At 39.6% G+C, this 23202-nt stretch carries 21 protein-coding genes and 2 riboswitches; of the genes, 12 read left to right on the top strand and 9 right to left on the bottom strand.

Annotation, left to right across the window (positions count from 1 at the left end; all coding sequences use genetic code 11):
- Nucleotides 1–126: 126 nt before the first annotated feature.
- The gene (metE, locus tag CSV63_RS03880; RefSeq protein ID WP_099694669.1) at nucleotides 127–2421 is read right to left on the bottom strand and encodes a 5-methyltetrahydropteroyltriglutamate--homocysteine S-methyltransferase; all 2295 of its coding nucleotides are present in this window, start codon (nucleotides 2419–2421) and stop codon (nucleotides 127–129) included.
- A 147-nt stretch (nucleotides 2422–2568) separates the two neighbouring features.
- Nucleotides 2569–2701: riboswitch (cobalamin riboswitch) on the bottom strand.
- Between the two features lie 400 nt (nucleotides 2702–3101).
- Between metE and CSV63_RS03875 the strand changes: the two genes are divergently transcribed.
- Nucleotides 3102–5291: a malate synthase G gene (locus CSV63_RS03875; protein ID WP_099694668.1), complete on the top strand. Its 2190-nt coding sequence runs from the start codon at nucleotides 3102–3104 to the stop codon at nucleotides 5289–5291.
- A 137-nt stretch (nucleotides 5292–5428) separates the two neighbouring features.
- Nucleotides 5429–5968, top strand: a complete 540-nt coding sequence (locus CSV63_RS03870) for a hydrolase (RefSeq protein WP_099694667.1) — start codon at nucleotides 5429–5431, stop codon at nucleotides 5966–5968.
- A 178-nt stretch (nucleotides 5969–6146) separates the two neighbouring features.
- Here CSV63_RS03870 and CSV63_RS03865 read toward each other — a convergent pair whose 3' ends face one another.
- Together CSV63_RS03865 and CSV63_RS03860 are read right to left on the bottom strand one after the other, a co-directional pair.
- Entirely contained in the window at nucleotides 6147–6704 is a 558-nt protein-coding gene (locus tag CSV63_RS03865; protein ID WP_099694666.1) for an SLOG family protein, read from the bottom strand.
- On the bottom strand, nucleotides 6701–7858 hold the full coding sequence (locus CSV63_RS03860; RefSeq protein ID WP_199203597.1) for an acyl-CoA dehydrogenase family protein: 1158 nt from the start codon (nucleotides 7856–7858) through the stop codon (nucleotides 6701–6703). The genes CSV63_RS03865 and CSV63_RS03860 overlap by 4 nt, the downstream gene beginning before the upstream one ends.
- A gap of 556 nt (nucleotides 7859–8414) precedes the next feature.
- Between CSV63_RS03860 and CSV63_RS03855 the strand changes: the two genes are divergently transcribed.
- Both CSV63_RS03855 and CSV63_RS03850 read left to right on the top strand, forming a co-directional pair.
- On the top strand, nucleotides 8415–8948 hold the full coding sequence (locus CSV63_RS03855) for an MCP four helix bundle domain-containing protein (protein WP_158233909.1): 534 nt from the start codon (nucleotides 8415–8417) through the stop codon (nucleotides 8946–8948).
- Between the two features lie 3 nt (nucleotides 8949–8951).
- Entirely contained in the window at nucleotides 8952–9266 is a 315-nt protein-coding gene (locus CSV63_RS03850; protein WP_099694663.1) for a hypothetical protein, read from the top strand.
- A 38-nt stretch (nucleotides 9267–9304) separates the two neighbouring features.
- On the opposite strand, the gene thpR is transcribed toward CSV63_RS03850, so the two are convergent.
- Nucleotides 9305–9853, bottom strand: coding sequence for an RNA 2',3'-cyclic phosphodiesterase (thpR, locus tag CSV63_RS03845; RefSeq protein WP_158233908.1), 549 nt, complete (start codon nucleotides 9851–9853; stop codon nucleotides 9305–9307).
- A 176-nt stretch (nucleotides 9854–10029) separates the two neighbouring features.
- Between thpR and CSV63_RS03840 the strand changes: the two genes are divergently transcribed.
- Both CSV63_RS03840 and CSV63_RS03835 read left to right on the top strand, forming a co-directional pair.
- The gene (locus tag CSV63_RS03840; RefSeq protein ID WP_099694661.1) at nucleotides 10030–10824 is read left to right on the top strand and encodes an HAD family hydrolase; all 795 of its coding nucleotides are present in this window, start codon (nucleotides 10030–10032) and stop codon (nucleotides 10822–10824) included.
- Nucleotides 10825–10891: 67 nt separating this feature from the next.
- Entirely contained in the window at nucleotides 10892–11338 is a 447-nt protein-coding gene (locus tag CSV63_RS03835; protein ID WP_099694660.1) for a small multi-drug export protein, read from the top strand.
- Nucleotides 11339–11382: 44 nt separating this feature from the next.
- Here CSV63_RS03835 and serA read toward each other — a convergent pair whose 3' ends face one another.
- Nucleotides 11383–12969, bottom strand: coding sequence for a phosphoglycerate dehydrogenase (serA, locus tag CSV63_RS03830; protein ID WP_099694659.1), 1587 nt, complete (start codon nucleotides 12967–12969; stop codon nucleotides 11383–11385).
- 616 nt (nucleotides 12970–13585) lie between these two features.
- Between serA and CSV63_RS03825 the strand changes: the two genes are divergently transcribed.
- Complete coding sequence (locus CSV63_RS03825; protein WP_099694658.1) at nucleotides 13586–13900, top strand: thioredoxin family protein; 315 nt, start codon at nucleotides 13586–13588, stop codon at nucleotides 13898–13900.
- A gap of 106 nt (nucleotides 13901–14006) precedes the next feature.
- Here the strand turns inward: CSV63_RS03825 and CSV63_RS03820 are convergent, their stop codons facing one another.
- Complete coding sequence (locus tag CSV63_RS03820; protein WP_099694657.1) at nucleotides 14007–14276, bottom strand: AbrB/MazE/SpoVT family DNA-binding domain-containing protein; 270 nt, start codon at nucleotides 14274–14276, stop codon at nucleotides 14007–14009.
- 150 nt (nucleotides 14277–14426) lie between these two features.
- Nucleotides 14427–14533, top strand: a riboswitch (SAM riboswitch).
- A gap of 93 nt (nucleotides 14534–14626) precedes the next feature.
- On the opposite strand from CSV63_RS03820, the gene metA reads away from it, so the two are divergent.
- Nucleotides 14627–15535: a homoserine O-acetyltransferase MetA gene (metA, locus tag CSV63_RS03815; RefSeq protein ID WP_099694656.1), complete on the top strand. Its 909-nt coding sequence runs from the start codon at nucleotides 14627–14629 to the stop codon at nucleotides 15533–15535.
- Nucleotides 15536–15601: 66 nt separating this feature from the next.
- Entirely contained in the window at nucleotides 15602–16306 is a 705-nt protein-coding gene (locus CSV63_RS03810; protein ID WP_369823796.1) for a YetF domain-containing protein, read from the top strand.
- 172 nt (nucleotides 16307–16478) lie between these two features.
- On the opposite strand, the gene CSV63_RS03805 is transcribed toward CSV63_RS03810, so the two are convergent.
- Both CSV63_RS03805 and CSV63_RS03800 read right to left on the bottom strand, forming a co-directional pair.
- Nucleotides 16479–17138, bottom strand: coding sequence for an HAD family hydrolase (locus CSV63_RS03805; RefSeq protein ID WP_099694655.1), 660 nt, complete (start codon nucleotides 17136–17138; stop codon nucleotides 16479–16481).
- Between the two features lie 102 nt (nucleotides 17139–17240).
- Nucleotides 17241–17876: a spore coat protein gene (locus CSV63_RS03800; protein ID WP_369823795.1), complete on the bottom strand. Its 636-nt coding sequence runs from the start codon at nucleotides 17874–17876 to the stop codon at nucleotides 17241–17243.
- Nucleotides 17877–18023: 147 nt separating this feature from the next.
- Between CSV63_RS03800 and CSV63_RS03795 the strand changes: the two genes are divergently transcribed.
- Nucleotides 18024–19307, top strand: coding sequence for a glycoside hydrolase family 18 protein (locus CSV63_RS03795; protein WP_099694654.1), 1284 nt, complete (start codon nucleotides 18024–18026; stop codon nucleotides 19305–19307).
- Nucleotides 19308–19357: 50 nt separating this feature from the next.
- On the opposite strand, the gene CSV63_RS16610 is transcribed toward CSV63_RS03795, so the two are convergent.
- Nucleotides 19358–19501, bottom strand: coding sequence for a hypothetical protein (locus CSV63_RS16610; RefSeq protein ID WP_199171272.1), 144 nt, complete (start codon nucleotides 19499–19501; stop codon nucleotides 19358–19360).
- 378 nt (nucleotides 19502–19879) lie between these two features.
- Between CSV63_RS16610 and gdhA the strand changes: the two genes are divergently transcribed.
- Both gdhA and ltrA read left to right on the top strand, forming a co-directional pair.
- On the top strand, nucleotides 19880–21262 hold the full coding sequence (gene gdhA, locus CSV63_RS03790) for an NADP-specific glutamate dehydrogenase (RefSeq protein WP_099694653.1): 1383 nt from the start codon (nucleotides 19880–19882) through the stop codon (nucleotides 21260–21262).
- Nucleotides 21263–21859: 597 nt separating this feature from the next.
- Complete coding sequence (gene ltrA, locus CSV63_RS03785) at nucleotides 21860–23122, top strand: group II intron reverse transcriptase/maturase (protein ID WP_099694652.1); 1263 nt, start codon at nucleotides 21860–21862, stop codon at nucleotides 23120–23122.
- Nucleotides 23123–23202: the final 80 nt, after the last annotated feature.

Genomic DNA, 23202 nt, shown 5'->3' with positions numbered 1-23202 from the left:
CATGGCTATGTCCTCTCTGCAATGTAAATTCCTCTTCAACAACCGTGCAAGTTACTCAACTATAAACACTATGAATAAAAAACTGTCTTAGAAATCCTATTGATTTCTAAGACAGTCCTAAATTTATTATTTTACCGCTACTATACCTAACTTTTCGCGTGCCTGGACAGTTGCAACTACCATATTTTTTAAAGCTGCAACTGTTTCTTCACGCTTTCTCGTCTTCAAACCACAATCGGGATTGATCCAGAATTGAGAAGGCTCAAGCACTTCAAGACCTTTGTCAATAATCTCTGTCATCTCTTCGACTGCAGGAACGCGTGGACTATGAATGTCATAGACACCTAGACCGATTCCTTTGTCATAGTGATACTCATTGAAAGCCTCGACTAAGTCACCATGACTGCGTGACGTTTCAATAGAGATTACATCTGCATCGAGTGCGCTAATTGCTTCAATAAAGTCGTTGAAGTCACAATAGCACATATGCGTATGAATTTGCGTTGTATCTTCGACTGATGCAGTCGATACGCGGAATGCATTAACGGCCCAATCTAGATAGTGCTTCCATTCAGTTCTCTTCAATGGAAGACCTTCACGAAGTGCTGGCTCGTCCACTTGGATCATATGAATACCGGCTGCTTCAAGTGCTTCGATCTCCTTACGCAAAGCCAGTGCAATTTGGTTTGTCACTTCTTCTCTGGATAAGTCATCACGAACGAATGACCAGTTTAAAATGGTTACAGGTCCCGTGAGCATTCCTTTTACTTCGTGATCAGTAAGAGATTTTGCATAAACGGATTCTTCCACAGTCATTGGTTTAATAAACGTAACGTCTCCAAAGATAATTGGCGGCTTAACACAACGTGAGCCGTAGGATTGTACCCATGCTTTTTCAGTAAAAACAAATCCGTCAAGCTTTTCCCCGAAATACTCCACCATGTCTGTACGTTCGAATTCGCCGTGTACCAATACATCAAGTCCCAAGTCTTCTTGAATATCGATCCATTCTTTAATTTCCGCTTGAACGAAATCTTTATATTGCTGATTTGTAATTTCGCCTTTTCTCCATTTATTGCGTGTAGCCCGTACTTCCGGTGTTTGTGGGAAGCTACCGATGGTGGTAGTAGGGAGTAGTGGTAATTGGAATTTTTCCTGTTGTTTGACTTTGCGTTTTGCAAATGGAAGATTCCGCTTACTGTCTGATAGTAGACTTCCCGAAGTCGCTTCACGTACTTCTTTATTATTGCGGGCAGGAAGTGAATTAAATGCAGTCAATGCTGCTTCACTGTCATCCAATGCCTGAGAAACTTGTTCGTATCCATGTTGTACTGCTAGTTGAATAGCTTTAATTTCTCCAATCTTCTCGTCAGCAAATGCTAACGCGTTCAAAATAGTTTTATCTAGTTTCTGTTCCGAGCGAGTCGTAACAGGTGAGTGGAGCAGGCTACATGAAGGTTGAATCCATAAATTGTCAGCTGTAACATGCTGTTGAATATTTTCAGTCAATGTAAGTTTTTCACGTAAATTGGAACGCCATACGTTGCGACCGTCTACAATTCCCGCTGCAAGTATTTTATCTTCTGGGAAACCATATTGCTTCAAGTTCTCTAGATTTCTTTCGCGTCCGTGGACGAAATCTAGTCCGATAGCCGCAACAGGTAACGCGATCGTTTCACTATAATGTTCAACTGAATCGAAATATGTTTGTAGAAGAATATTCAGTCCACTTAGATTTTTCGATAGTTGTGAATAAATTTCTGTAACAGTCTTCATTTCATCTGAACTTATTGATGTACATAGAATCGGCTCGTCGATTTGGATCCATTGTACACCTTCATCCTGTAATTCTTGTAATACTTTTTGATAGAGGGGTATCAGTTGTAGGATAATAGATGGTACATCTTTATCCTCGTACCCTTTAGATAACTTTAGTAATGTATACGGGCCTAGTAGAACAGGTTTACCTTCAATACCCAGTTCGCTCTTGGCTTCACGATAAGCAGCTAGAGGCTTGTTTTCCGTTAGTTCAAAACGCTGGCCTTCGTATTCAGGCACGATATAGTGATAGTTTGTATTGAACCATTTTGTCATTTCGGAGGCAACCGCTTCATCATTACCGCGGGCCATCGAAAAGTATGTGGAAGTGGAAACTTGTCCACCTTTCCAGTTATAGCGGGAAGGAATGATTCCGAACATGGCTGACGTATCCAGTACGCGATCATACAATGTGAAGTCGCCTACAGCAATCCAATCAACGCCAGCATCTTGCTGTTTCTTCAAGTTTGCCAAGCGAATCTCTTTCGTTGTTTGAAGAAGCTCGTCTTCCGAGATCTTCATTGACCAAAATGCCTCAAGTGCACGTTTCCACTCACGATTTTCACCTATTACGGGATAACCCGTTATACTGCTTTTTACCATAGATAATTTCCCCCTTGATTTTTTTCAATAAAAAAAACATCTCTAGGGGAAATGTTAGAAATGCGAGTACGTATAAAATAACATGCTACTTATAAGCATGTGATTATACATTGCGTCTGTCTAACACTTCCCTATTCACCGTAGGATTAGCGTCATGAAAAATAGGCAGGTGTCTGGCTGGACGCATTAGCGTCTTCACAGTGGCGGGACCGCTCCAAGAAAAGGATTCCCTTTTAAGAAATGAAAATATTTTCATTCCACCTACTTTTCAAACTATTCAATTCAGATGATTGTCTCTAAAGCTATCACATGCTAAATAGTGTGTCAACTTGCTATTAGAATTTCATGATGAGTGGTAAAGAACAACTAACGATATGGAAGTAGACTACAAAAAGATATAACAACATATTACGCCAGCTGTTATATAACTGTTGCGAATAGGTTGTCTTAAAGATGAATAACTATGATGTGAAAATTTTCACAATTCAGTTGAAAGTAAACTAGACTTTAGGTATGATAAGTACTAACACGTCTTCATGTGAGGAAATCATTTGTCTTTATTGTGTCGATTTCTAATCGACGGGCTATGGGGTGTTGCCGGATAATGGACAATGATGGGTGTTCATCGCTATATGTTATACAACAGTGTAGCGGAAAAATATTAAGGGGTGGCTTTATCCATGACAAACTATGAACAAGTAGGTAAATTGCAAGTCGCAACAGAACTATATAACTTCGTAAAAGAAGAAGTTCTTCCGGGCTTAGAAATTCAAAATGATCAATTTTGGACAAACTTTGATTCGCTCATTCATGAACTTGCTCCTGAAAACAAAGCACTATTAGAAAAACGTGATGAATTACAAAAGACCATTAATGAATGGCATCAAAATAATAAAGGCGAAATTGATTTCGTTAAATATAAAGAGTTTTTACAAGAAATTGGCTATTTAGAGCCAGTTCCCGAAGATTTCAAAGTGACAACAGCTAATGTTGATCATGAAATCGCAAACCAAGCTGGCTCACAATTGGTAGTGCCAATCGATAATGCTCGTTATGCATTAAATGCAGCGAATGCACGATGGGGAAGTTTATACGATGCACTATACGGATCTGATGTAATCAGTAATGAAGCGGGTGCTGAAGCTGGTGTTGAATACAATCCGGTACGTGGACAGAAAGTAATTGATTTCGCGAAAAACTTGCTAGATCAAGCGGCGCCTTTGGCTGAAGGTTCACATGCAGATGTAACTGCTTATAAAATTGTTGAAGGCAAACTTGAAGTAACGCTTGAGAGCGGTAACAAGACTCAATTGCAAGATGAGTCCAAGTTTGTTGGATATAATGGATCCAAAGATGCACCGACTGCAGTATTGTTGGTGAATAACGGATTGCATATCGAAATCGCTATTGACAAGAACAACCCGATTGGTAAAAGCGATAAAGCGGGTGTGAAAGATCTTGTAATTGAAGCAGCACTCTCTACGTTAATGGACTGTGAAGACTCTATCGCCGCAGTTGATGCTGAAGACAAGGTGGGCGTATACCGTAACTGGCTTGGTTTAATGAAGGGTGACTTGGAATCCACATTCAAACGAGGTAGTAAAACAGTTACTAGAAAATTGAATGCTGACCGTACGTATGTAGGTGTAGACGGCAAAGAGTTGACACTTCGTGGTCGTTCATTAATGTTCGTACGTAACGTAGGTCATTTAATGACAAATAATGCGATTCTCGATGAAAACGGTAATGAAGTACCTGAAGGCATCTTGGACGGTGTTCTTACATCTTTAATTGCTACGCATAACTTTAAAGAAAATGTAGCGTTTAAAAACTCGCTTCATAATTCTATTTATATCGTAAAGCCGAAAATGCATAGTCCAGAAGAAGTGGCATTTGCGAACAAATTATTCAATCGTATTGAAGATTTGCTAGGTGTTGAGCGTCATACAATTAAAATCGGTGTCATGGACGAAGAGCGCAGAATGTCACTGAATTTGAAATCCGCAATCAATGAAGTGAAAGAACGTATTGCATTTATCAATACTGGATTCCTTGACCGTACGGGTGACGAAATCCACACATCTATGGAAGCTGGTCCTGTTATTAGAAAAGCTGATATGAAGGCATCTGAATGGCTATCTTCTTATGAAGCTGCAAACGTGGCAGTGGGAATCCGGGCGGGCCTACCTGGACATGCGCAAATTGGTAAAGGAATGTGGGCTATGCCTGACTTAATGGCTGCAATGCTTGAACAGAAAATTGCACATCCAAAAGCAGGAGCGAGCACTGCGTGGGTTCCATCTCCAACAGCTGCAATTATACATGCATTGCACTACCATGAAGTAAATGTTAAAGAAGTACAGGCTGGAATTGACAGTTCGATCGATTATCGTGATGGTATCCTAACTATTCCATTGGCACCTAATACAGATTGGTCTGCTGAAGAAGTACAATCGGAGCTGGATAACAATGCACAAGGGATCCTGGGCTATGTTGTTCGCTGGATTGACCAAGGTGTAGGATGTTCAACGGTTCCTGATATTAATGATGTCGGATTAATGGAAGATCGTGCAACATTGCGTATTTCCAGCCAGCACATTGCCAACTGGTTACGTCACGGTGTTTGTACGAAAGAGCAAGTACAAGAAACATTGGAGCGTATGGCAATAGTAGTGGATCAGCAGAACGCTGATGATGAATTATATCAGCCGATGGCACCGAACTATGATGACTCCATCGCATTCCAAGCAGCTTCTGACCTAATCTTTAAAGGGGCAGAACAGCCAAGCGGATATACAGAGCCAATCTTGCATGCTCGTCGTATTGAAGCAAAAGCGAAAGCAAAACAAAAAGCAGCCGTTCAAAACTAATCACCATTTCAAACCGTCTCTCTTTCAGTGAAGAAAGGGAGACGGTTTTTTACTTACTAATCAGAGATAGAAATATTTCTGATGAATCTGATAATATGCTATACTAACAAGAATGTTGGAAAGGGGATGACTTCATTATGTTGCAAACCGATCAAACAGTTTTCGTTTTAGTAGATGTACAAGGAAAACTCGCACAAATCGTCAATGAAAGCCAGGAACTACATGATAACTTGGAGAAGCTGATTAAAGGATTACAAGTATTGGATATTCCTATTCTATGGCTCGAACAATACCCAGACGGTCTAGGGCCGACTACAGAATCGTTATCGAACTTACTTGAAGGACAACATCCCATATCAAAAATGACATTCAGTGCAATGGGCAACGAAGAGTTTGTTAAACAACTTAATGAACTGGGTAGGAAGCAAGTGTTAATTGCAGGAATTGAAACGCATATTTGTGTCTATATGACAGCGGCTGATCTTGTGAAGCAAGGTTACGAAGTAGAAGTGGTTGTGGATGCAGTTACTTCCAGAACAGAAGCTAATAAAATGATTGGCTTACAAAAGATGAAACACCTTGGGATCTCAGGCACTTGTGTAGAGACAGCGTTATATGAATTGTTAGGTGAGGCAGGGACAGATGAATTTAAGCGGGTTTTAAGAGTAATTAAGTAGAACATTCATCAAATAGAAAAAGAGGTTAGGACAAAACCTAAAAAGGTAGGAAGGAGAAGACACCTTCATACCTTTTTAAATTCAATAAAAAATTATTTATAAAGTTTAATTAGTTGGTAATCAAGAGTGTAGCGTAGGGAAACGGACTGTTTTTTTAGTTATGTACCAGCCTATTTTCTTACTCCCATTGTTCTCGCTGTAAATCTTCTGCAATGAGTTGTAGATCATCCGCAGTAATCGATAATAATTCATAAGCGGTATTTTCAGCTAGTTGCACTGCCATTTTTTTTAGAAACTTCGGTGATCCTTCATTTTCTTCATCATATAGAAGCAACAAAGCATCTGAATTTCGAAGTAGAAACTTGTTCTTCTCTACAAATTGCCAAGGTGCTTCATAAGGTTTGTTTGTCAAACTCACTGTGTAATCCGCAAGTGATATGATTTGTTCATATGTTTCTTGTTTTATTTCATTCCAGTTCGATTGTTGATCGAGAAATGGTGTAATGACCGCGTATTGTAAATTTGGATAATCTTCTTGCAAGTCCCACACGCATTCAATAATCCACGTTTCAACTCCAAGCTGTCCACTGACTATAACCCATTCGAGTCCTTGATCTAGAAGAACTAGCAATTGATCTGTCAATGCCTTCTTGATGATAGGTATGCCTTTATGGTCTTCGTTAAAGATTCCTAATTCATGGGCTTTATACCCGCTCACGAGTAAACGTTTAATCATTGTTGTTCACTAATTGCGGCTTGAGCAAGCTTGGTAATCGTCATATCATCCATCGGTGGATTGTGAAGTCCGGCCCGCACATCGCGATAATATCGCTGGAGGGGATTCGACAATTCCAAACTTTTAGCGCCTACAATGCGCATCGCTAAGTTAACAATTTCTATCGCACTATTCGTTACAATCGATTTCGCTACCCCGAGTTCGTTTTGTAAATGAACTCGACGAGTACGGTCATCGTAAATTCTCGCGATATCGTAAAGTAAGTGACGTGCTTTAATCAGCTCTAAATCCATCTTTCCGATTTGTGTTTGGATACTGAAAAGGGAAGCAATGGGTTCATTAAGACTATTCGGCTGATAAGTGGCTGCAAAGTGCACCGCGTAATCACGTGCCGCTTGGGCAATTCCCATGTAACAAGCGGGAATATGAAGAAGCCAGCCGTTTTGGTTGTTGCCACGTTGTGCCTCATTCACTTCTACCAACTGATCATCCGTTGCTTCCACTTGATTTAGTACAAGTGTCTGGCTTTCCGTACCGCGCATGGAAATCATATGCCAAGTATCTCTAATGGAAAGGCCGGCCGTGTCACTTGGCAACAAGAAAAAACCTGTTTTTTGTTTTTCTTCAATCCAAACAGATACGAGAATATGGGTAAGAGCAGGCGCCATAGTCGTAAATGTCTTTTCACCTGAAATCACCCAACCATTCTCCGTACGAACAGCAGTTGTTTGTGGTCGGCCGCCACGTGTAGGGCTACCGGTCTGTGCTTCGGTAACGGAACGATTCACAAGGGCGCCTTGTTGGATCGCTTCACTAAACTGGGCTAACTGTTCTTCCGTCCACTTCCGGCTCTCATACAGTTCACCAACGACCCCTTGATGCCAGCCAATAGCAAGAGCGGTAGCACTATCGAAACGAGCGATGGTCTCCTGAAAGAGCACCATATCAGTCACTGTGATACCCGCACCTCCTAATTCTTTAGGTAAGGTCAGCGTTGTATAGCCCATTTTTACGAGTTTATCTATATTCTCTTTTGGAAACTTTGAGTGCTCATCAGATTGTTCTGAAAAGCTGCTGAAAAACGGACCTGCCTCAGTCAATTGATTGACCCATCGGCGTTGAAAGTCCGTTGTGATAAAAAGTTCTGTTGACACGAGTAACACATCCTAACCACTTCATTCTTGTACTGCTTTACACTGCTGGCTCACTGTCAATTTATATACAAACGCAAAATTGCCTCGAGTACTTCTCTCAAGGGTCATGAAATTCTATTATACTAGAAAAACGAAATAAATACCATTCTGACGAAAGAAAAAAATACATGTCAAACTCTGTCAGATTTCACAAATAGAACTAAGAGAATGGTATAACTATTCGCAGTCACAATAGAGATTTCGATTTAAGTCTAAACTCCTGTGTGTAATTTATTTGTAAAAAAAGTCCATTTTATAAATTAAGGACCTTAGGATCAATCACTATCCATTTTTGAAAGTATAAAGACACATGTTTTGTTGTATTTATAGTAATGAAATGTATATAAATAACTAAAAAGATGCATTGAATGAAAATGTACGATAAAATTTGCTACATTTTTTAATCTGGCTGAAAGTTTTAATTTCGCTATACGGATATGAATATTGTAGGGTATAATTGGCATTGTGTACCAAATATATGTAAAAGTTGAAAATTGAATAGGGGAGAATGTTTAAGATGAAATTCACAGTTGGAAAAAAGTTATGGATTGGATTTATGAATCTAGTCATTATTATCATTATCATTGGATTAATAGGGTTCTTAGCAATGAGGAATATTAACGAAAAGTATTCATTTTTAATTAACGATCGGATGCATAAGGTCATTTTGTTAGAGCGCCAGCAAAACGATCAAAATAACTTAACGAAAAATATTAGGGGATATATGTTATATGGCTCGGAATCTTACATAAAAGAATTAGAAGAAACCCGATCACGTATTAATAATAACTTAACTGAATTGGAGAAAATCCTGAAGAATACCACTATGCGGAATGCATTAGCATCCATTCGGGTAGCAAACAAAGAATACGATAAGGTACTACTATCTATTATAGAAGAAAAACGCGCAGGAAATAATGAACAAGCGCTTGTTATTGGAACAAATGGAGTAGGTTTTCAACTAACGATTTCCGACTCTATCAATCAAATGATTGATACGATCATTCATGATGTAGAAACAGTGGTGACGAGCACGAATGAAGGTAGATAACGTGTGGCTGAACTATTATTGTCAACAGAGAAAACAAACGCCGTCTTCTTGGACATCGAGCACGCAACATCAGACGTTAGTGAAAAAATTTCTACAGTATCTGCAGCAATCGAAGAAATTCGTGCGATGACAGATGAAGTAACAGAAGGAGCTAAACGAGTAGAAGAACTAGCGGTTCAAGCAGCAGCAGAAGCGGAATCCACTAGTGCTGCAACAGAAGAACAGTTAGCGGCCAATCAGGAAATCACATCTAGTTCACAAACATTGGCGGAACTTGCAGAACAACTTCAACATGATATGTCACGATTTAAAGTATAGTAAATCCCCCAAAAAAGAGTTGGTTGCGCAGTTGGCAATCAACTCTTTTTTAATGGGAAATGCGCGATGGCCTCATAGGAGGGAGTTGCTTTAGGATGAATCTTAAATAGGGTAAAACCTTCTATTATGATGGAAACAGGTTCAATAGATTTTTTTTCTAATTGCATTTTATCTCTAGTCTTACGTTTTTTAGCTATCGTGATGTGTGGAACGAAGCGAGTATCTCTTTCTAAGTCAAGTATCTCCTCTGTACGTCTAGTGATTTGCTTTTGTAGTTCGCGTAATGACTCGGAATCCTGAACTGCTAGAAAAACAACACGTGGTCCACTTGCAGATCCGAAAAATGATAGACCTTTTACGTACACCGTGAATTCTGTATGCGATTTGGCGATTTTTTGTAGACAGGATTTTAACCAGGGGAGTTTGGTGTCATCAAGCTCCCCAATATAGCGAAGGGTCAAATGCAAATCCTTATCATGTGGAATTACTTTGTATTTCTCGTTCAATTGATATTCTGTGCGAAATTGTTGTGCTATATCATCGACAGGATGAGCAATAGAGATGCCGATAAAATAATGTTGTACCAATTCCAGCTCACCTCCTATTCAATAGGTTCCCTCACTTCTTGAAATATATGCATAGTAGCATAAAAAATCTCCGTATGGCTTGCTGTTTAGGGAACCCACTAACAAAACACATAAGTAATGTGTATAATAAGAGGAAGATATAACTGAATTATTACAATTGCAAAGGGGATGCCACGATGATTAAGACGTTGATTTTTGATCTGGATGATACATTGATATGGGATGCCAAGAGTATTTCCATGGCTTTTCAAAAAACTTGTGAGTATGCAACAAAGAAAAAAGGGGTCAATCCAGTAGAACTTGAGCATGCAGTGCGCGAGGAAGCAAGAGCTTTGTATGCTACATATGAAACATTTCCACATACTCAAAATATCGGAATTAATCCTTTTGAAGGGTTATGGGGTGTCTTTGACGATGAAGGGGAAGAGTTTCAGAAAATGAAAGAGCTTATTCCAGGCTACCAAAAGGAAGCATGGGTTAAAGGGTTGAAGAAACTAGGGATTGATGATGAAGCATTTGGCAGGGAATTAGCTGATGTATTTCCAAGAGAGCGTAAGAATCACCCATATATTTATGAAGAGACGTTTGAAGTGTTAGATGAATTGAAGGACAACTATCAGTTAATCCTTTTGACAAACGGTTCACCAAGTTTACAACAGATTAAACTGACGATCTCACCAGAGATACCTGAATACTTTGATCATATTATCGTTTCTGGTGCATTTGGCAAAGGAAAGCCTGATGCCTCTATATTCAAGCATGTTCTTGAGTTAAGTGGGGTCCAAGCAGATGAAGCATTGATGATCGGTGATAACTTGATGACAGACATTTTAGGCTCAAGTCGTGTCGGTATGCGTAATGTATGGATTAATCGTGAAAATAAGTTACTGCATGAAGAAGTGAGACCTACATATGAAATCGATAATTTACATGGTCTTTTTCCTATACTGGCCACATTAGAAAACCGATGAGTTGATCTCATCGGTTTTAATCCTTGTCCACTCATGTTTCACTGTTTGTACAGCAAGGAGGTATATCATGCTGGAATATATCATGGTGTTTTTGGGAGCGGCTATTCCATGGATCGAAATTATGATTGTCGTTCCGTTAGGTATTATTCGGGGGCTATCGCCTATATGGGTAATAGTTCTTTCATTTGCTGGCAATATGGCAACAGTTCTTCTATTGATTGTTGGTTTCCAAAGTATTAAAGAATGGGTAGCACGAAGAAAGCGAAAGAAAGGGAATAGCGAATCGAAACGCCAACGACGTGCAGAAAAAATTATGAATACATATGGGTTGCCAGTTTTAGCACTTGCTGGTCCAATATTGATTGGAACCCATATCGCGGCCTTTATTGGCCTCGTATTAGGCGCCAAGAAAATGAATACGGCTATTTGGTCGGCGGTCAGTATTGCGCTATGGTGTGTAGTGTTCGGAATGCTAACCGTTATGGGATTTGATTTCTTCATCGGGCGCACATAAAAAATCCAGCTGAAATGTAAATTTCAGCTGGATTTTTTATATTTTTATAAATCGATTGCTTTTGCATCGTTTATATTTTGAACTTCTTTGATACGTTTGATAGAAGCTGACTCGACGTGGTTGTCAACAGCTAACATCATAATAGCATATCCGCCTTCAGTGGAACGTCCGACTTGCATCGCTGCAATATTGATATTCTCTTCTGCTAGAAGTGTACCTACACGGCCAATTGCGCCTGGCTGGTCCATGTGTCGGATAAATAGTAAGTGACCGCTTGGAATCACATCTACTACATAATCGTCCACTTTTACAATGCGTGCTCCAAGACCGTTTAGAAGTGTACCTGCTACTTTGCGAATACCTTTTTCAGTAACAATTTCTACTGAGATTAAGTTCAAGAATCCTTTACCAGTAGTTGTTTTTTGCTCGTTCACTTTGATGCCATAACGATCAGCCAATAACTTCGCGTTTACATCATTAACGGTTTCTCCGAGATTGCGCTTCAAAATACCTTTGACTGTGTTACGTGTTAATGCGCGCACATCGTAGTTTGCCAATTCACCAGCATATTGAATATTGATTTCATGGATAACCGAGTTTTGAATTTGGGATAAGAATATACCCAACTTCTCTGTAAGATCGAAGAATGGTTCGATCTTTGCCAATACATCACGGGAAACAGATGGCAAGTTTACTGGGTTACGAACCGAACCAATTGTCAAGAAGTTTACTACGTCACGGCTTACGTCAACTGCAACTGATTCTTGTGCTTCGAATGTACTTGCACCCAAGTGTGGAGTTGCTATTACTTCAGGTAATGTCAATAATTTATGGTCGAGGAATGGTTCTTCTTCGAACACATCCAGTGCCGCACCCGCCACTTTACCAGCAACAATTGCATCATATAAAGCATCTTCATCAATGATTCCACCGCGTGCACAGTTGATAATTTGTACGCCATCTTTCATTTTCTCGAATGCTTCTTTGTTGATCATTCTGCGAGTTTCTTTAAGTAAAGGTGTATGAACTGTAATGAAATCAGCTACTTCAAGCACTTCATCTACAGTTCCAATTTCTATGCCCAATTTTTTCGCAACATCTTCCGTTAAGTAGGGGTCATATGCCACTACATTCATACGTTGTCCTCTCGCACGTCTTGCAACTTCAGCACCGATACGGCCAAGTCCAATAATTCCTAAAGTTTTGTCTTTCAATTCCACACCAAGGAATGATTTTCTATCCCATTTATTGTTTTTTAACGAGTTGAAAGCTTGAGGAATTTTGCGTGCCATGGACATCATCATTGCAACTGTGTGCTCGGCTGCAGAGTTTGTATTGCCATCCGGCGCATTCACAACAATAATTCCTTTTTCGGTAGCTGCGTCCAAATCGATATTATCGACTCCTACACCTGCACGACCAATGATCTTTAATTGATCAGCTGCTTCCAACAATTCTTTTGTAACTGTTGTCTGACTGCGTACTAGTAATGCATCGAAATCTTTAATACGTTCTTTTAGCTGATCTGGCGTCATGTCCGTCTCCATTACTATTTCAAAGCCTTCTGCCTGTCGTAATGGGAAAATTCCGTCTTCGCTAAGTGGGTCACTAATAAGTATTTTAAAAGCCATGATATTCATTCTCTCCTTCAATTGTTTGTAGTGGATTTTTTGTTGGAAAAGCTAAGTACAATTGATCATCTATGTAAGTTGCGCGCTACCCCCCTTATAGGTAAAATAAAAAAGCCTTCCATCCCTTACATATTAGTAAGGGGCGAAAAGCTCAATAAACTAACGCGGTACCACCCTTTTTTGCTGCAATTGCAGCCTTCATTCAGCATGCGTAACGTGCATGTGACGGATCAGCCTACTAAAATGTTCAGCGAATCAATTCGGAAGTGCCTCCAACCTCGGAATTTGCTAACTTTCACCACTGTGTCAGCTCTCTGGAAAATTCTTTTTAGGAAGGTATATCTTCGTCAAAATTGTTTAGCAACTATTAATTTAGAATTAATCATAACACGTCAAAAACTATTGTCAATTGCTTTTCCAGAAAAAACGAAAAACTGTTAAAAGCGAACGGTATTATTGAATTATTTGTGAACGTTCGTGTTTAGAGAGTTAATTATAAGAAAACACCTTTGATTTAACTAAATGAAAGGAAATAGCATAAGTCGTCTGATAGGGAGAAGTGCAGGTATACGTGTTATAGTGTGCGTATACTATTCATTTAGAGGAGTGTTGGAAATTGAAAAAGTTAGAATCTGTTGAGCAATTTGAGCAACTTAAACAAGAGGAAAGAGTGATTTTCTTATTCACTGCAGATTGGTGTGCTGATTGCAGAGTGATTGAACCATTCTTGCCGACATTGGAAACAGAATTTGCAGAGTATGAATTTGTTACGATTGATCGTGATGAATTTATAGATCTGTGTAGTCAGTTGGATATATTCGGTATTCCTAGCTTCGTAGCATTCAGCGAAGGAACAGAGACAGGTCGTTTTGTCAGTAAAAATCGTAAAACTAAGGAAGAGATCGAAGAGTTTATTAATAGCTTAACGTAATGAAATAATTGCCCATGGGAAGATATATGGCAATTAAACAAAAGGACTGAAGACAACTGTAGAAGTTGTTTTCAGTCCTTTTTACAAGAAGCTTTTATGTCATGGCTTACGTAAAATCTTTTAGTTGTTCCATAAGGATTCTAGCGCCTTGTGGACTGATATATAGTCCGTTTGACAATAGTTTGTTTTCATCCATCACATCACCCGTGATAAAACATGCTCTGTTGATCTGATATTTTCTCAAAATGATTCCATCATCTTCTACAAAAATTTCAATCGGGTCGCCCTTATCGATCAACAAAAAGTTTCGAAGTTCTTTTGGAATAACAATTCTACCGAGATGATCCACTTTACGAACGATACCTAATGACTTCATAAGCTCCTCCTCGAAGAAAAGTAATGGGTAATTTTTATTATACACCAAAACATGCTATCTACAATTTGCAAAACTTAAATGCGCAGAACAATTTGATAATTCTGCTATACAATTAATTTATTAATGCTATAATAGTCAGTAATTAAATATTTCTTATCAAGAGAAGCTGAGGGATTTGGCCTGATGAAGCTTCAGCAACCTCTGTGCATACAGGAAGGTGCTACCTCCAACAAGATTGTTGTCTTGAGAGATAAGAACGGTGAACGGTCAACCCTCCTTTTCTTATCTAAGAGAAATGAGGGCTTTTTTGTATAGAAATTGTAATAAATGAAAGTCAAGGGGGAAATAGCATGCCGATTAACATACCAAAACATTTACCTGCAGTAGAATTACTGAAAGAAGAAAAAATCTTTATTATGGATGAAGAACGTGCGACAACACAGGATATCCGCCCAATCAATATTTTGATTTTAAACTTGATGCCTGAAAAAGAGAAGACGGAGTTACAATTGCTCCGATTACTTGGTAATACACCTTTACAAGTGAATGTCACATTTCTTAATACAGCTAGCTATGTTTCGAAAAATGTCAGTCAGAATCATTTGGAAACGTTCTATACCACTTTTGAACATGTGAAAAACCGTCGTTTTGATGGCATGATTATCACGGGTGCTCCAATCGAACTTCTAGAATTTGAAGATGTCGTCTATTGGAGGGAGTTGGAAGAAATCATGGAATGGACAAAAACGAATGTTACATCTGTCCTCCATATTTGCTGGGGTGCCCAGGCAGCTCTTTATCATCACTACGGAATTGAAAAGTTCGAGTTGCCAAAGAAATGTTTTGGCGTATTCTCACATGATATTACCGATCCGACAGTAAACTTGGCACGTGGATTCAATGATGTATATGTAGCGCCACACTCCCGCCATACCGGAGTTTCATTAGAAGAGATAAAGAATCATCCCGATTTGACGCTACTTTCTGCTTCTGAAGAGGCTGGTGCATTCATTGTAATCTCAAATGATGCAAAACATATTATGGTAACTGGACATTTAGAGTACGATGCACACACATTGGGAGATGAATATGCCCGCGATTTAGAAAAAGGCGTTGACATTGATATTCCTGTAAATTATTATCCGAACGATGATCCATCCGAGGAACCTATGAATACTTGGCGTTCTCACACGCATTTATTATTCTCCAATTGGCTCAATTACTATGTTTACCAGAAAACTCCTTATAACTGGAAGTAAAAGAATGAGTGTATAAACTTCTATAGTTTGCACATACTCCGACTACTGGAGGTGTCTGCAGTGAACATAGATGAGTTTTGGCAATTATCCTTTTGGGAAATGACTTTGCGAACGGTGATCTCATTTGTTGTGCTGTTGATTTTGGCGCGTTTTATGGGGAAAAAACAAGTGTCACAATTGACTTTCTTTCATTATGTGACAGGTATAACAATCGGTTCGATTGCGGCCAATTTGGCGGGAGAGTCTGAAACGCCGTTCTTGAACGGTTTATATGGAATGGTTTTGTGGGCAGTATTAACAATTCTTGCTAACTTTTTATCATTCAAATCCATTAAACTCCGCGTATTACTCGATGATAAACCGATGATTGTCATTCAGAACGGAAAAATCTTGGAAGGTTCCCTGCGTAAATTACGGTTGAGTTTCAATGATATAAATATGATGCTACGGGAGCAGTCGATATTTTCGATGAAAGACGTCAATTACGCCATATTCGAAACGAATGGTAATTTAAGTGTCATGCTGAATGCAGGTGAGAAATATGCTACAAAGAAAGATGTCAAAGCACCAGCACCGCCGCCAAAATATATCCCGACAGAGATTATTACTAACGGGAAAGTAGAAGAGAAAAATATGAGAGAACTTCAATTGACCGATACGTGGCTAACTGAACAGTTAAAAAAACAAGGGATTTCCAAGCCAGAGCATGTTCTCTATGCAGAAATTCAGACAGATGGCAGTTTATATATTAATACATTAAAATCTACTTGACGTGAAGTGGCTGGGACAACGCCTAAAAAGGTATGAAGGATAAGACACCTTCATACCTTTTTTTCATTCACTGAAACTTATTTATAACGTGTAATTAGTTAGTAATCAAGAGTGTAGCGTAGGAGAACGGACTGTTTTTTTTTAAGTTATGCCCCAGTCTCTTCAGGTTTTTTTATAAAACTTCCCAATTTCTTTGTTTAGCCACAACAGTAAGTTTCTGATCTGGACGAACAGCTACCGGGCACCCGACCTTCTCTAAGACTGGAAGGTCGGAAATGCTGTCTCCATATGCGAAGCTATTGTCCCAGTCAACAAATACTCCTTGTAGCGCTTGATAAATTTGTTCGTTTTTACGCGTACCTTGAATATGTAGGAATGGCCGATCCATCGCAATTTTTTCACCAATAGAAGGGATTTCTGTGCCAATAACTTGGTCAAATGTCAGGTGACTTGTGACTGCTCTTAAAAAAGGAGTATAAGCCCCAGAAACAAGGAGGACATGGTAACCTTCCTTTCGATGTTCTGTCAGTCGATTAATGACTTGCTCATTGAAGTCAGGCATCATTTTATTATGCATACTTTTGAAAAACTCATGAAGTTCTGTCATCGTCAATGAATCCAGGGCTTGTAGATAAAGACGCATAGAACGCTCCTTCATGATAGATTCGGGTAGTATTTTTAATTTATAGCGAATATACAGCGGTAATATCGAACGATAAAACTTTTTATAATACTGCTTGTACGTAGGATGATTCTTTAAATGCTCCATGAGTAATTTAAAGGTTTCTTTAGTGTACAACGTACCATCAAAATCAAAGATCGCCACCCTCATATAAATGTTCCTCCATTCTGTTCTTCTTCATAGTATACAAATATAACGAGTGTAAAAGCAAAAAGCAGATGGAGAAAAACTCCATCTGCTTGAATCGTTAACTTATTGCAGGTTGTTTGGCATCCCGGGTTGACCTTGCGAAGGAGCGAAAGAATTAAGCAACATATTCATATCCTGATCAGTTAATTGTGGAACTTGATAGTAGTGATGTTTGTTTTGGTAAATGGACAACTCGTATGCCATTTCTATACAGTTGGGCACGGAATCTGCCAACACACGACGAACGACTGGATTACATACTTCTAATGAAGCAGCCGTTTTGCCTGTAGCGGCTTCTTTTGTAGCGCCCAACAAAAAGCCGGAGATGATTTCATCACTGATTTCACCTGTAGATTGAATAGGTTTAGCAGGTGCTTTTTGTTTCATGCCGTAAATGAAATCGCTGCCTGCTTTCATTTGATAGCGCTGTGTAGGATGTGAAGGATCTTTGCCTGTCTTAAAACTTTCGACAAGGATATTGTACTCATCCAGTGTAAATCGGTATTGTCGATCAAGAATATCGAGAAGTTCTGGATCTTGGACGTGTGGGCGTAAAATCATCGCTTGGTTCAATGCTCCAACGGTCGCACTTAGTACCTCTTTAACATCAAATAATTCATGTCCACCGTGATTCATCGATGGGGGAACTTGTCCGCCTTGCATGTGCTGAGATGTTTCGAATTGATTTGTCAAATGTATTTCCTCCTTCAATTATCATGTACATCGAGAGTAGTATGTGAAATCATCGAAATCTTATACACATGGAATGGCATTCACGACTCATGCATAGTTTGTAACGCACTATCATATCATAAGGATAGAACTCAAGAAGGGTAGTGGGGATACATGCAGATTCATGTAGTTTCGCAAGGGGAGAGTTTATATGAAATTGGTAAAATATATGGTGTGCCATACGAGCAAATAGCAAGAGTTAATGAATTAGAAAGCGATATACGATTGGCTGTAGGACAAGCACTTGTCATTCCGATAATTGGTTCGTATTATTGGGTGCGACCCGGTGACAGTCTCTATACAATTGCACAAAGGTATGGTCTAACAGTTGCGCGCTTGGCAGAAATTAATGCAATCAACCCAACGAGACCGTTAATGATTGGTCAGCGTCTATATATACCACAAGAAGAGAAAACGATGATTGATTCATTATTATATGTAGAACCGCGTAATCCAGTCAGTCAGGATATGCTCTCCGAAGTTCGTGAACGTGTGGATAGTCTTACGTATCTCGCGATGTTTAGTTATGAAGTACAACGTGACGGATCACTGAAAGCACCAGCACTAGCCGATATTCCGACTATCGCAAAAAACGCAGGCGTTGTAAATTTGCTAGTTTTGACGAATTTAGAAGACTTTACATTCAGTGCGGAATTAGCGCATGTTATATTTACAGATCAGGCAGTGCAAAACCGAATGATTCAAAGCGCAATTGATATAGCAAAAGAAATCGGCTATGGCGATATTCACTTTGATTTTGAGTTATTATTCCCGGAAGATCGGGAATTATATAATCAATTATTACGCAATGCACGCGATCAAATTCATAAAGCAGGCCTTACAATTTCCACAGCACTTGCACCAAAAGCCGGGGAAGTCACGACAGGTATTTATGGAGCTCATGATTATAAAGTGCATGGAGAAATTGTAGATTTCGTTGTATTGATGACCTATGAATGGGGATATACGTATAGTGCACCACAGGCTGTTAGCCCAATTGGTCCGGTCACAAGAGTAGTAGAATATGCAGTTAGTCAAATCCCGAGAGAAAAAATTTTTTTAGGTCAGAATCTATACGGCTATGATTGGACAGCCCCATTTGGTCAATCGGACAGTAAAGCTGCCAGAGCATTAAGCCCGCGTGCCGCTACTAATCTGGCAATTGAGCAGAATGTTGCAATCGAATACGACGCACTAGCTCAAGCGCCACATTATACGTATTACGATGAACAAGGAACCGAACATGAGGTGTGGTTTGAAGATGCACGAAGCATCAACGAGAAATTTAACTTGCTGAAGAGATTTAAGTTGCGGGGAATCATGTATTGGAAACTCGGCTTAGCATTCCCACAAAACTGGCTACTATTAGACGATCGATTTACTATTCGCAAGCGATAAATATAAGAGCCTTTCCTTAAGAAAAAGGAAAGGCTTTGTCATATGAGTTTTCATTCGTTAGTTAACAATTTCATTGCGCTTTGGAACATCTCCATATCTGGATTTACGAGTAAAGCAGGTAGGAAAGCAAAAGTCATGATCAGGAGTAGATTCGCTCCTAAGATTGATCGAATTGTACTTGTTTTCTTTGTCATAACGCTTCGCCTCTTTCTTTTCGTATTGTTCTCACTAGTATGTGTATGCGCTTACATTTATAACCCACATAGTTTGTTTGAATAGTTTAATAATACTCCGAATTCACGTAATTGTAAATGATAAAGTTAAAGATAGTACATAAAATTGACACAAAAGTTAAGTCAAAACACAGATATTATAAAAAAATCTTGTAACTTACTATCTTTTCAGTGATAATATTGGAATACAAAGAAATATTTAGAACAATTAAAATTCAGTTTATCTAATAGAATTTACTCTTTAATCATATAAGTATATTAAATTATAGCCACTGAGTAAATGAGTGACTGGTCAGTCGACAGTTTTTAATTAATACCTAAGGAAAGGGATGATTGCAAATGACAAAGATTGATGAGGTAGAATATAATAATCGCAAACGAGCAAATGATTACGTTCATAATGTATATGAATTGGTGAAGAAAAGGAATCCGGATGAAAAGGAATTTCTACAAGCGACAAGAGAGATTTTTGATTCTCTTCGTCCTGTCTTTGCTAAGCATCCCGAATTTATAGAAAACGGAATTCTAGAACGTATCACAGAACCGGAAAGAATTATTTCCTTCCGTGTAGCGTGGGAAGACGATAAGGGTAAGGTACAAGTAAATAGAGGGTTCCGTGTTCAGTTTAATAGTGACCTCGGACCTTATAAGGGGGGACTTCGTTTCCACCCATCTGTCAATAATAGTATTATGAAATTCCTCGCTTTCGAACAAATTTTCAAGAATGCCTTGACAGGTCAACCAATCGGAGCGGGTAAAGGTGGCTCTGATTTCGATCCGAAGGGTAAGTCTGATCGCGAAGTCATGCGCTTTACACAAAGTTTCATGACAGAACTTAGCAGACATATTGGACCGGACATTGACGTGCCAGCAGGTGATATTGGTGTAGGTAAACGTGAAATCGGCTATCTATTTGGTCAATACAATCGGATTAAAGGTGGCTATGAAGCAGGTATTTTAACTGGGAAAAATCCTGATCACGGTGGAAGTCTTGGTCGTAAAGAAGCAACTGGTTATGGCACAGTTTACTTTGTGAATGAAATGCTAAAAGAAAACAATCTTTCATTGGAAGGTCAGACTGTTGTAGTTTCAGGTTCAGGTAATGTTTCGACGTATGCAATGGAAAAAGTCATGCAGCTCGGAGCGAAAGTTGTGGCATGTAGTGATTCAGATGGCTATATCTATGACAAGAACGGAATTGATCTTGACTTAGTGAAGGAGCTAAAAGAGTACGGCAATAAACGTATTTGGGAATATACGAAAGAACATATTGATGCCGAGTATCATGCTGATTGCAAAGAAATTTGGTCTATTCCATGTGATATTGCATTACCGTGTGCTACACAGAATGAAATCGATGAAATTGCAGCACATATGCTGATTGCAAATGGTGTAAAAGCAGTCGGTGAAGGCGCAAATATGCCTTGTACAATTGAAGCGATTGAAATTTTTCAAGAGCATAATATACTATTCGCACCAGCGAAAGCTGCCAATGCTGGCGGTGTAGCTGTGTCTGCTATGGAAATGTCTCAGAACAGTCAACGCCTATCATGGTCAGAAGAACAGGTGGATAAGCATTTGAAAGAAGTTATGCAGAACATCTATAAAGACTGCAGTACTGCAGCAGCTGACTTCGGTAAACCAGGCAATCTAGTAATGGGTGCCAACGTAGCAGGCTTCTTGAGAGTAGCAGATGCAATGGTTGCGCACGGAATTCGATAAGTAATATAAAACAGACACATTTTTGATAATGTGTCTGTTTTTTTTGTGCGCCCAGCATGGGCGTAGTCTATAGGGTGCAAGTCCCGAACTGTGAAGGCGGAAGTAACAGTTAGCTTAACGCAAGGGTGTCCGTGGTGACGCGGAATCTGGAGGAAGCGAGCGGCAAACCTCTGGTCTGAGGAACACGAACTTCATATAAGGCTAGGTGCGATTGGGTGAGTTTGCGAAACAAAACAAAGCCCTTTCTGCCAAAGGTTGCATCTAGTAAATGGAGCAGATAGGTGGAGGGAAAGACTACGTCCTTACCTGGGGAGGTCTGATTGATACGTCAAGTACACTTGATAACCTATCCAGTGATGGATAGCTGAACAGTCAGAAGTCAGCAGAAGTCATAGTACCATTTCTGTCTCGAGAAGAATGGGAAGGGCTGAACAATTAGGAGAGAACAACGCCTTTGCATTCAGTACACTGCGATGAACACAGATAACCGTATAGGCATACTTGAAGGAGGAAATGGTGAATTCCATAGGGGACTTCAAGATGGTGGAGCAGAGCCGGCATAAGAAGAATCGTTGTTCACGGAAAGAGGCGTATCGAATGTTGATGGAACGAATCGTATCACGGGAGAATCTACTATCTGCCCTTAAACGGGTAGAACGCAATAAAGGTAGTCACGGTGTAGATGAAATGCCCGTACAAAACCTACGAGCGCATATCGTACAACATTGGGATTCCATAAAAAGGGAACTTCTAGAGGGAACTTATGAACCGCAACCAGTCCGCAGGGTCGAAATCCCGAAACCTGACGGTGGTGTGCGCTTATTAGGCATCCCTACTGTGATGGATCGATTCATTCAACAAGCTATTGCCCAAGTACTTACTTCTATATATGATCCAACATTTTCAGATCATAGTTATGGATTTCGTCCAAAACGAAGTGCTCATGACGCGGTCAGAAAAGCAAAAGGATATGTAGCAGAAGGAAATCGCTGGGTAGTCGATATAGACTTAGAGAAATTCTTCGACAAAGTGAACCATGATCGTCTTATGGGAACACTTGCGAAACGAATTGAAGATAAACGTCTACTGAAGTTAATCCGTAGCTATCTGAAATCAGGCATCATGGTGAATGGTGTGGTGACAACTAGTGAAGAAGGTACACCGCAAGGTGGTCCCCTCAGCCCTTTACTATCTAATATAGTTCTAGACGAACTAGACAGTGAACTGGAAAGAAGAGGTCACTTATTTGTCCGCTATGCCGATGACTGCAATATCTATGTGAAAACAAAGAAAGCAGGACATCGCGTGATGAATTCAGTCACTTCATTTATTGAAGGGAAACTGAAGCTGAAAGTGAATGTATACAAATCCAAAGTGGACCGTCCGTGGAAGAGGAAATTTCTTGGGTTTAGTTTTACCGTCAATAAAGAACCGAAGATTCGGATTGCCAAAGAAAGCATCGAGCGCATGAAGAATAAAATTCGGGAGATTACCTCTAGAAAGAAACCCTATCCTTTAGAATATCGGATCAAGAAACTAAACCAATACCTGATGGGGTGGTGTGGATATTTCGCACTGGCAGATACGCCAAGTGTCTTCACTACATTCGATTCGTGGATTAGAAGAAGATTAAGAATGTGTATGTGGAAGGACTGGAAGAAACCCAGTACCAAAGTGAGGAAACTCCTAGGATTAGGCGCTCCGAAGGAGAAGGCTTATGAATGGGGAAACACTCGCAAAAGTCACTGGAGAACTTCGAAAAGCCCCATACTACACAGAACCCTCGGGAACTCCTATTGGAATTCCCGAGGGCTCAAAAGTCTAGTATCTCGTTATGAAACTTTGCGTCATCAATCTTAATTGAACCGCCGTATACCGAACGGTACGTACGGTGGTGTGAGAGGTCGGGAGTTAATCACTCCCTCCTACTCGATTATCCT

Origin of the sequence: Sporosarcina sp. P34 (genome assembly GCF_002743375.1) — a bacterium.
GTDB lineage: Bacteria > Bacillota > Bacilli > Bacillales_A > Planococcaceae > Sporosarcina.
The sequence above is the reverse complement of the archived record's forward strand: the minus strand, read 5'-3'. Positions and strand labels throughout refer to the sequence as shown.

Bases quoted from the DNA above. Each gene is read 5' to 3' on its own strand.
- CSV63_RS03805 (WP_099694655.1), bottom strand. From the start codon at position 17,138: ATGAGGGTGGCGATCTTTGATTTTGATGGTACGTTGTACACTAAAGAA.
- CSV63_RS03820 (WP_099694657.1), bottom strand. From the start codon at position 14,276: ATGAAGTCATTAGGTATCGTTCGTAAAGTGGATCATCTCGGTAGAATT.
- CSV63_RS03870 (WP_099694667.1), top strand. From the start codon at position 5,429: ATGTTGCAAACCGATCAAACAGTTTTCGTTTTAGTAGATGTACAAGGA.
- CSV63_RS03855 (WP_158233909.1), top strand. From the start codon at position 8,415: ATGAAATTCACAGTTGGAAAAAAGTTATGGATTGGATTTATGAATCTA.
- metE (WP_099694669.1), bottom strand. From the start codon at position 2,421: ATGGTAAAAAGCAGTATAACGGGTTATCCCGTAATAGGTGAAAATCGT.
- CSV63_RS03795 (WP_099694654.1), top strand. From the start codon at position 18,024: ATGCAGATTCATGTAGTTTCGCAAGGGGAGAGTTTATATGAAATTGGT.
- CSV63_RS03865 (WP_099694666.1), bottom strand. From the start codon at position 6,704: ATGATTAAACGTTTACTCGTGAGCGGGTATAAAGCCCATGAATTAGGA.
- CSV63_RS03835 (WP_099694660.1), top strand. From the start codon at position 10,892: ATGCTGGAATATATCATGGTGTTTTTGGGAGCGGCTATTCCATGGATC.
- CSV63_RS16610 (WP_199171272.1), bottom strand. From the start codon at position 19,501: ATGACAAAGAAAACAAGTACAATTCGATCAATCTTAGGAGCGAATCTA.
- metA (WP_099694656.1), top strand. From the start codon at position 14,627: ATGCCGATTAACATACCAAAACATTTACCTGCAGTAGAATTACTGAAA.
- CSV63_RS03875 (WP_099694668.1), top strand. From the start codon at position 3,102: ATGACAAACTATGAACAAGTAGGTAAATTGCAAGTCGCAACAGAACTA.
- ltrA (WP_099694652.1), top strand. From the start codon at position 21,860: ATGTTGATGGAACGAATCGTATCACGGGAGAATCTACTATCTGCCCTT.
- gdhA (WP_099694653.1), top strand. From the start codon at position 19,880: ATGACAAAGATTGATGAGGTAGAATATAATAATCGCAAACGAGCAAAT.
- CSV63_RS03840 (WP_099694661.1), top strand. From the start codon at position 10,030: ATGATTAAGACGTTGATTTTTGATCTGGATGATACATTGATATGGGAT.
- serA (WP_099694659.1), bottom strand. From the start codon at position 12,969: ATGGCTTTTAAAATACTTATTAGTGACCCACTTAGCGAAGACGGAATT.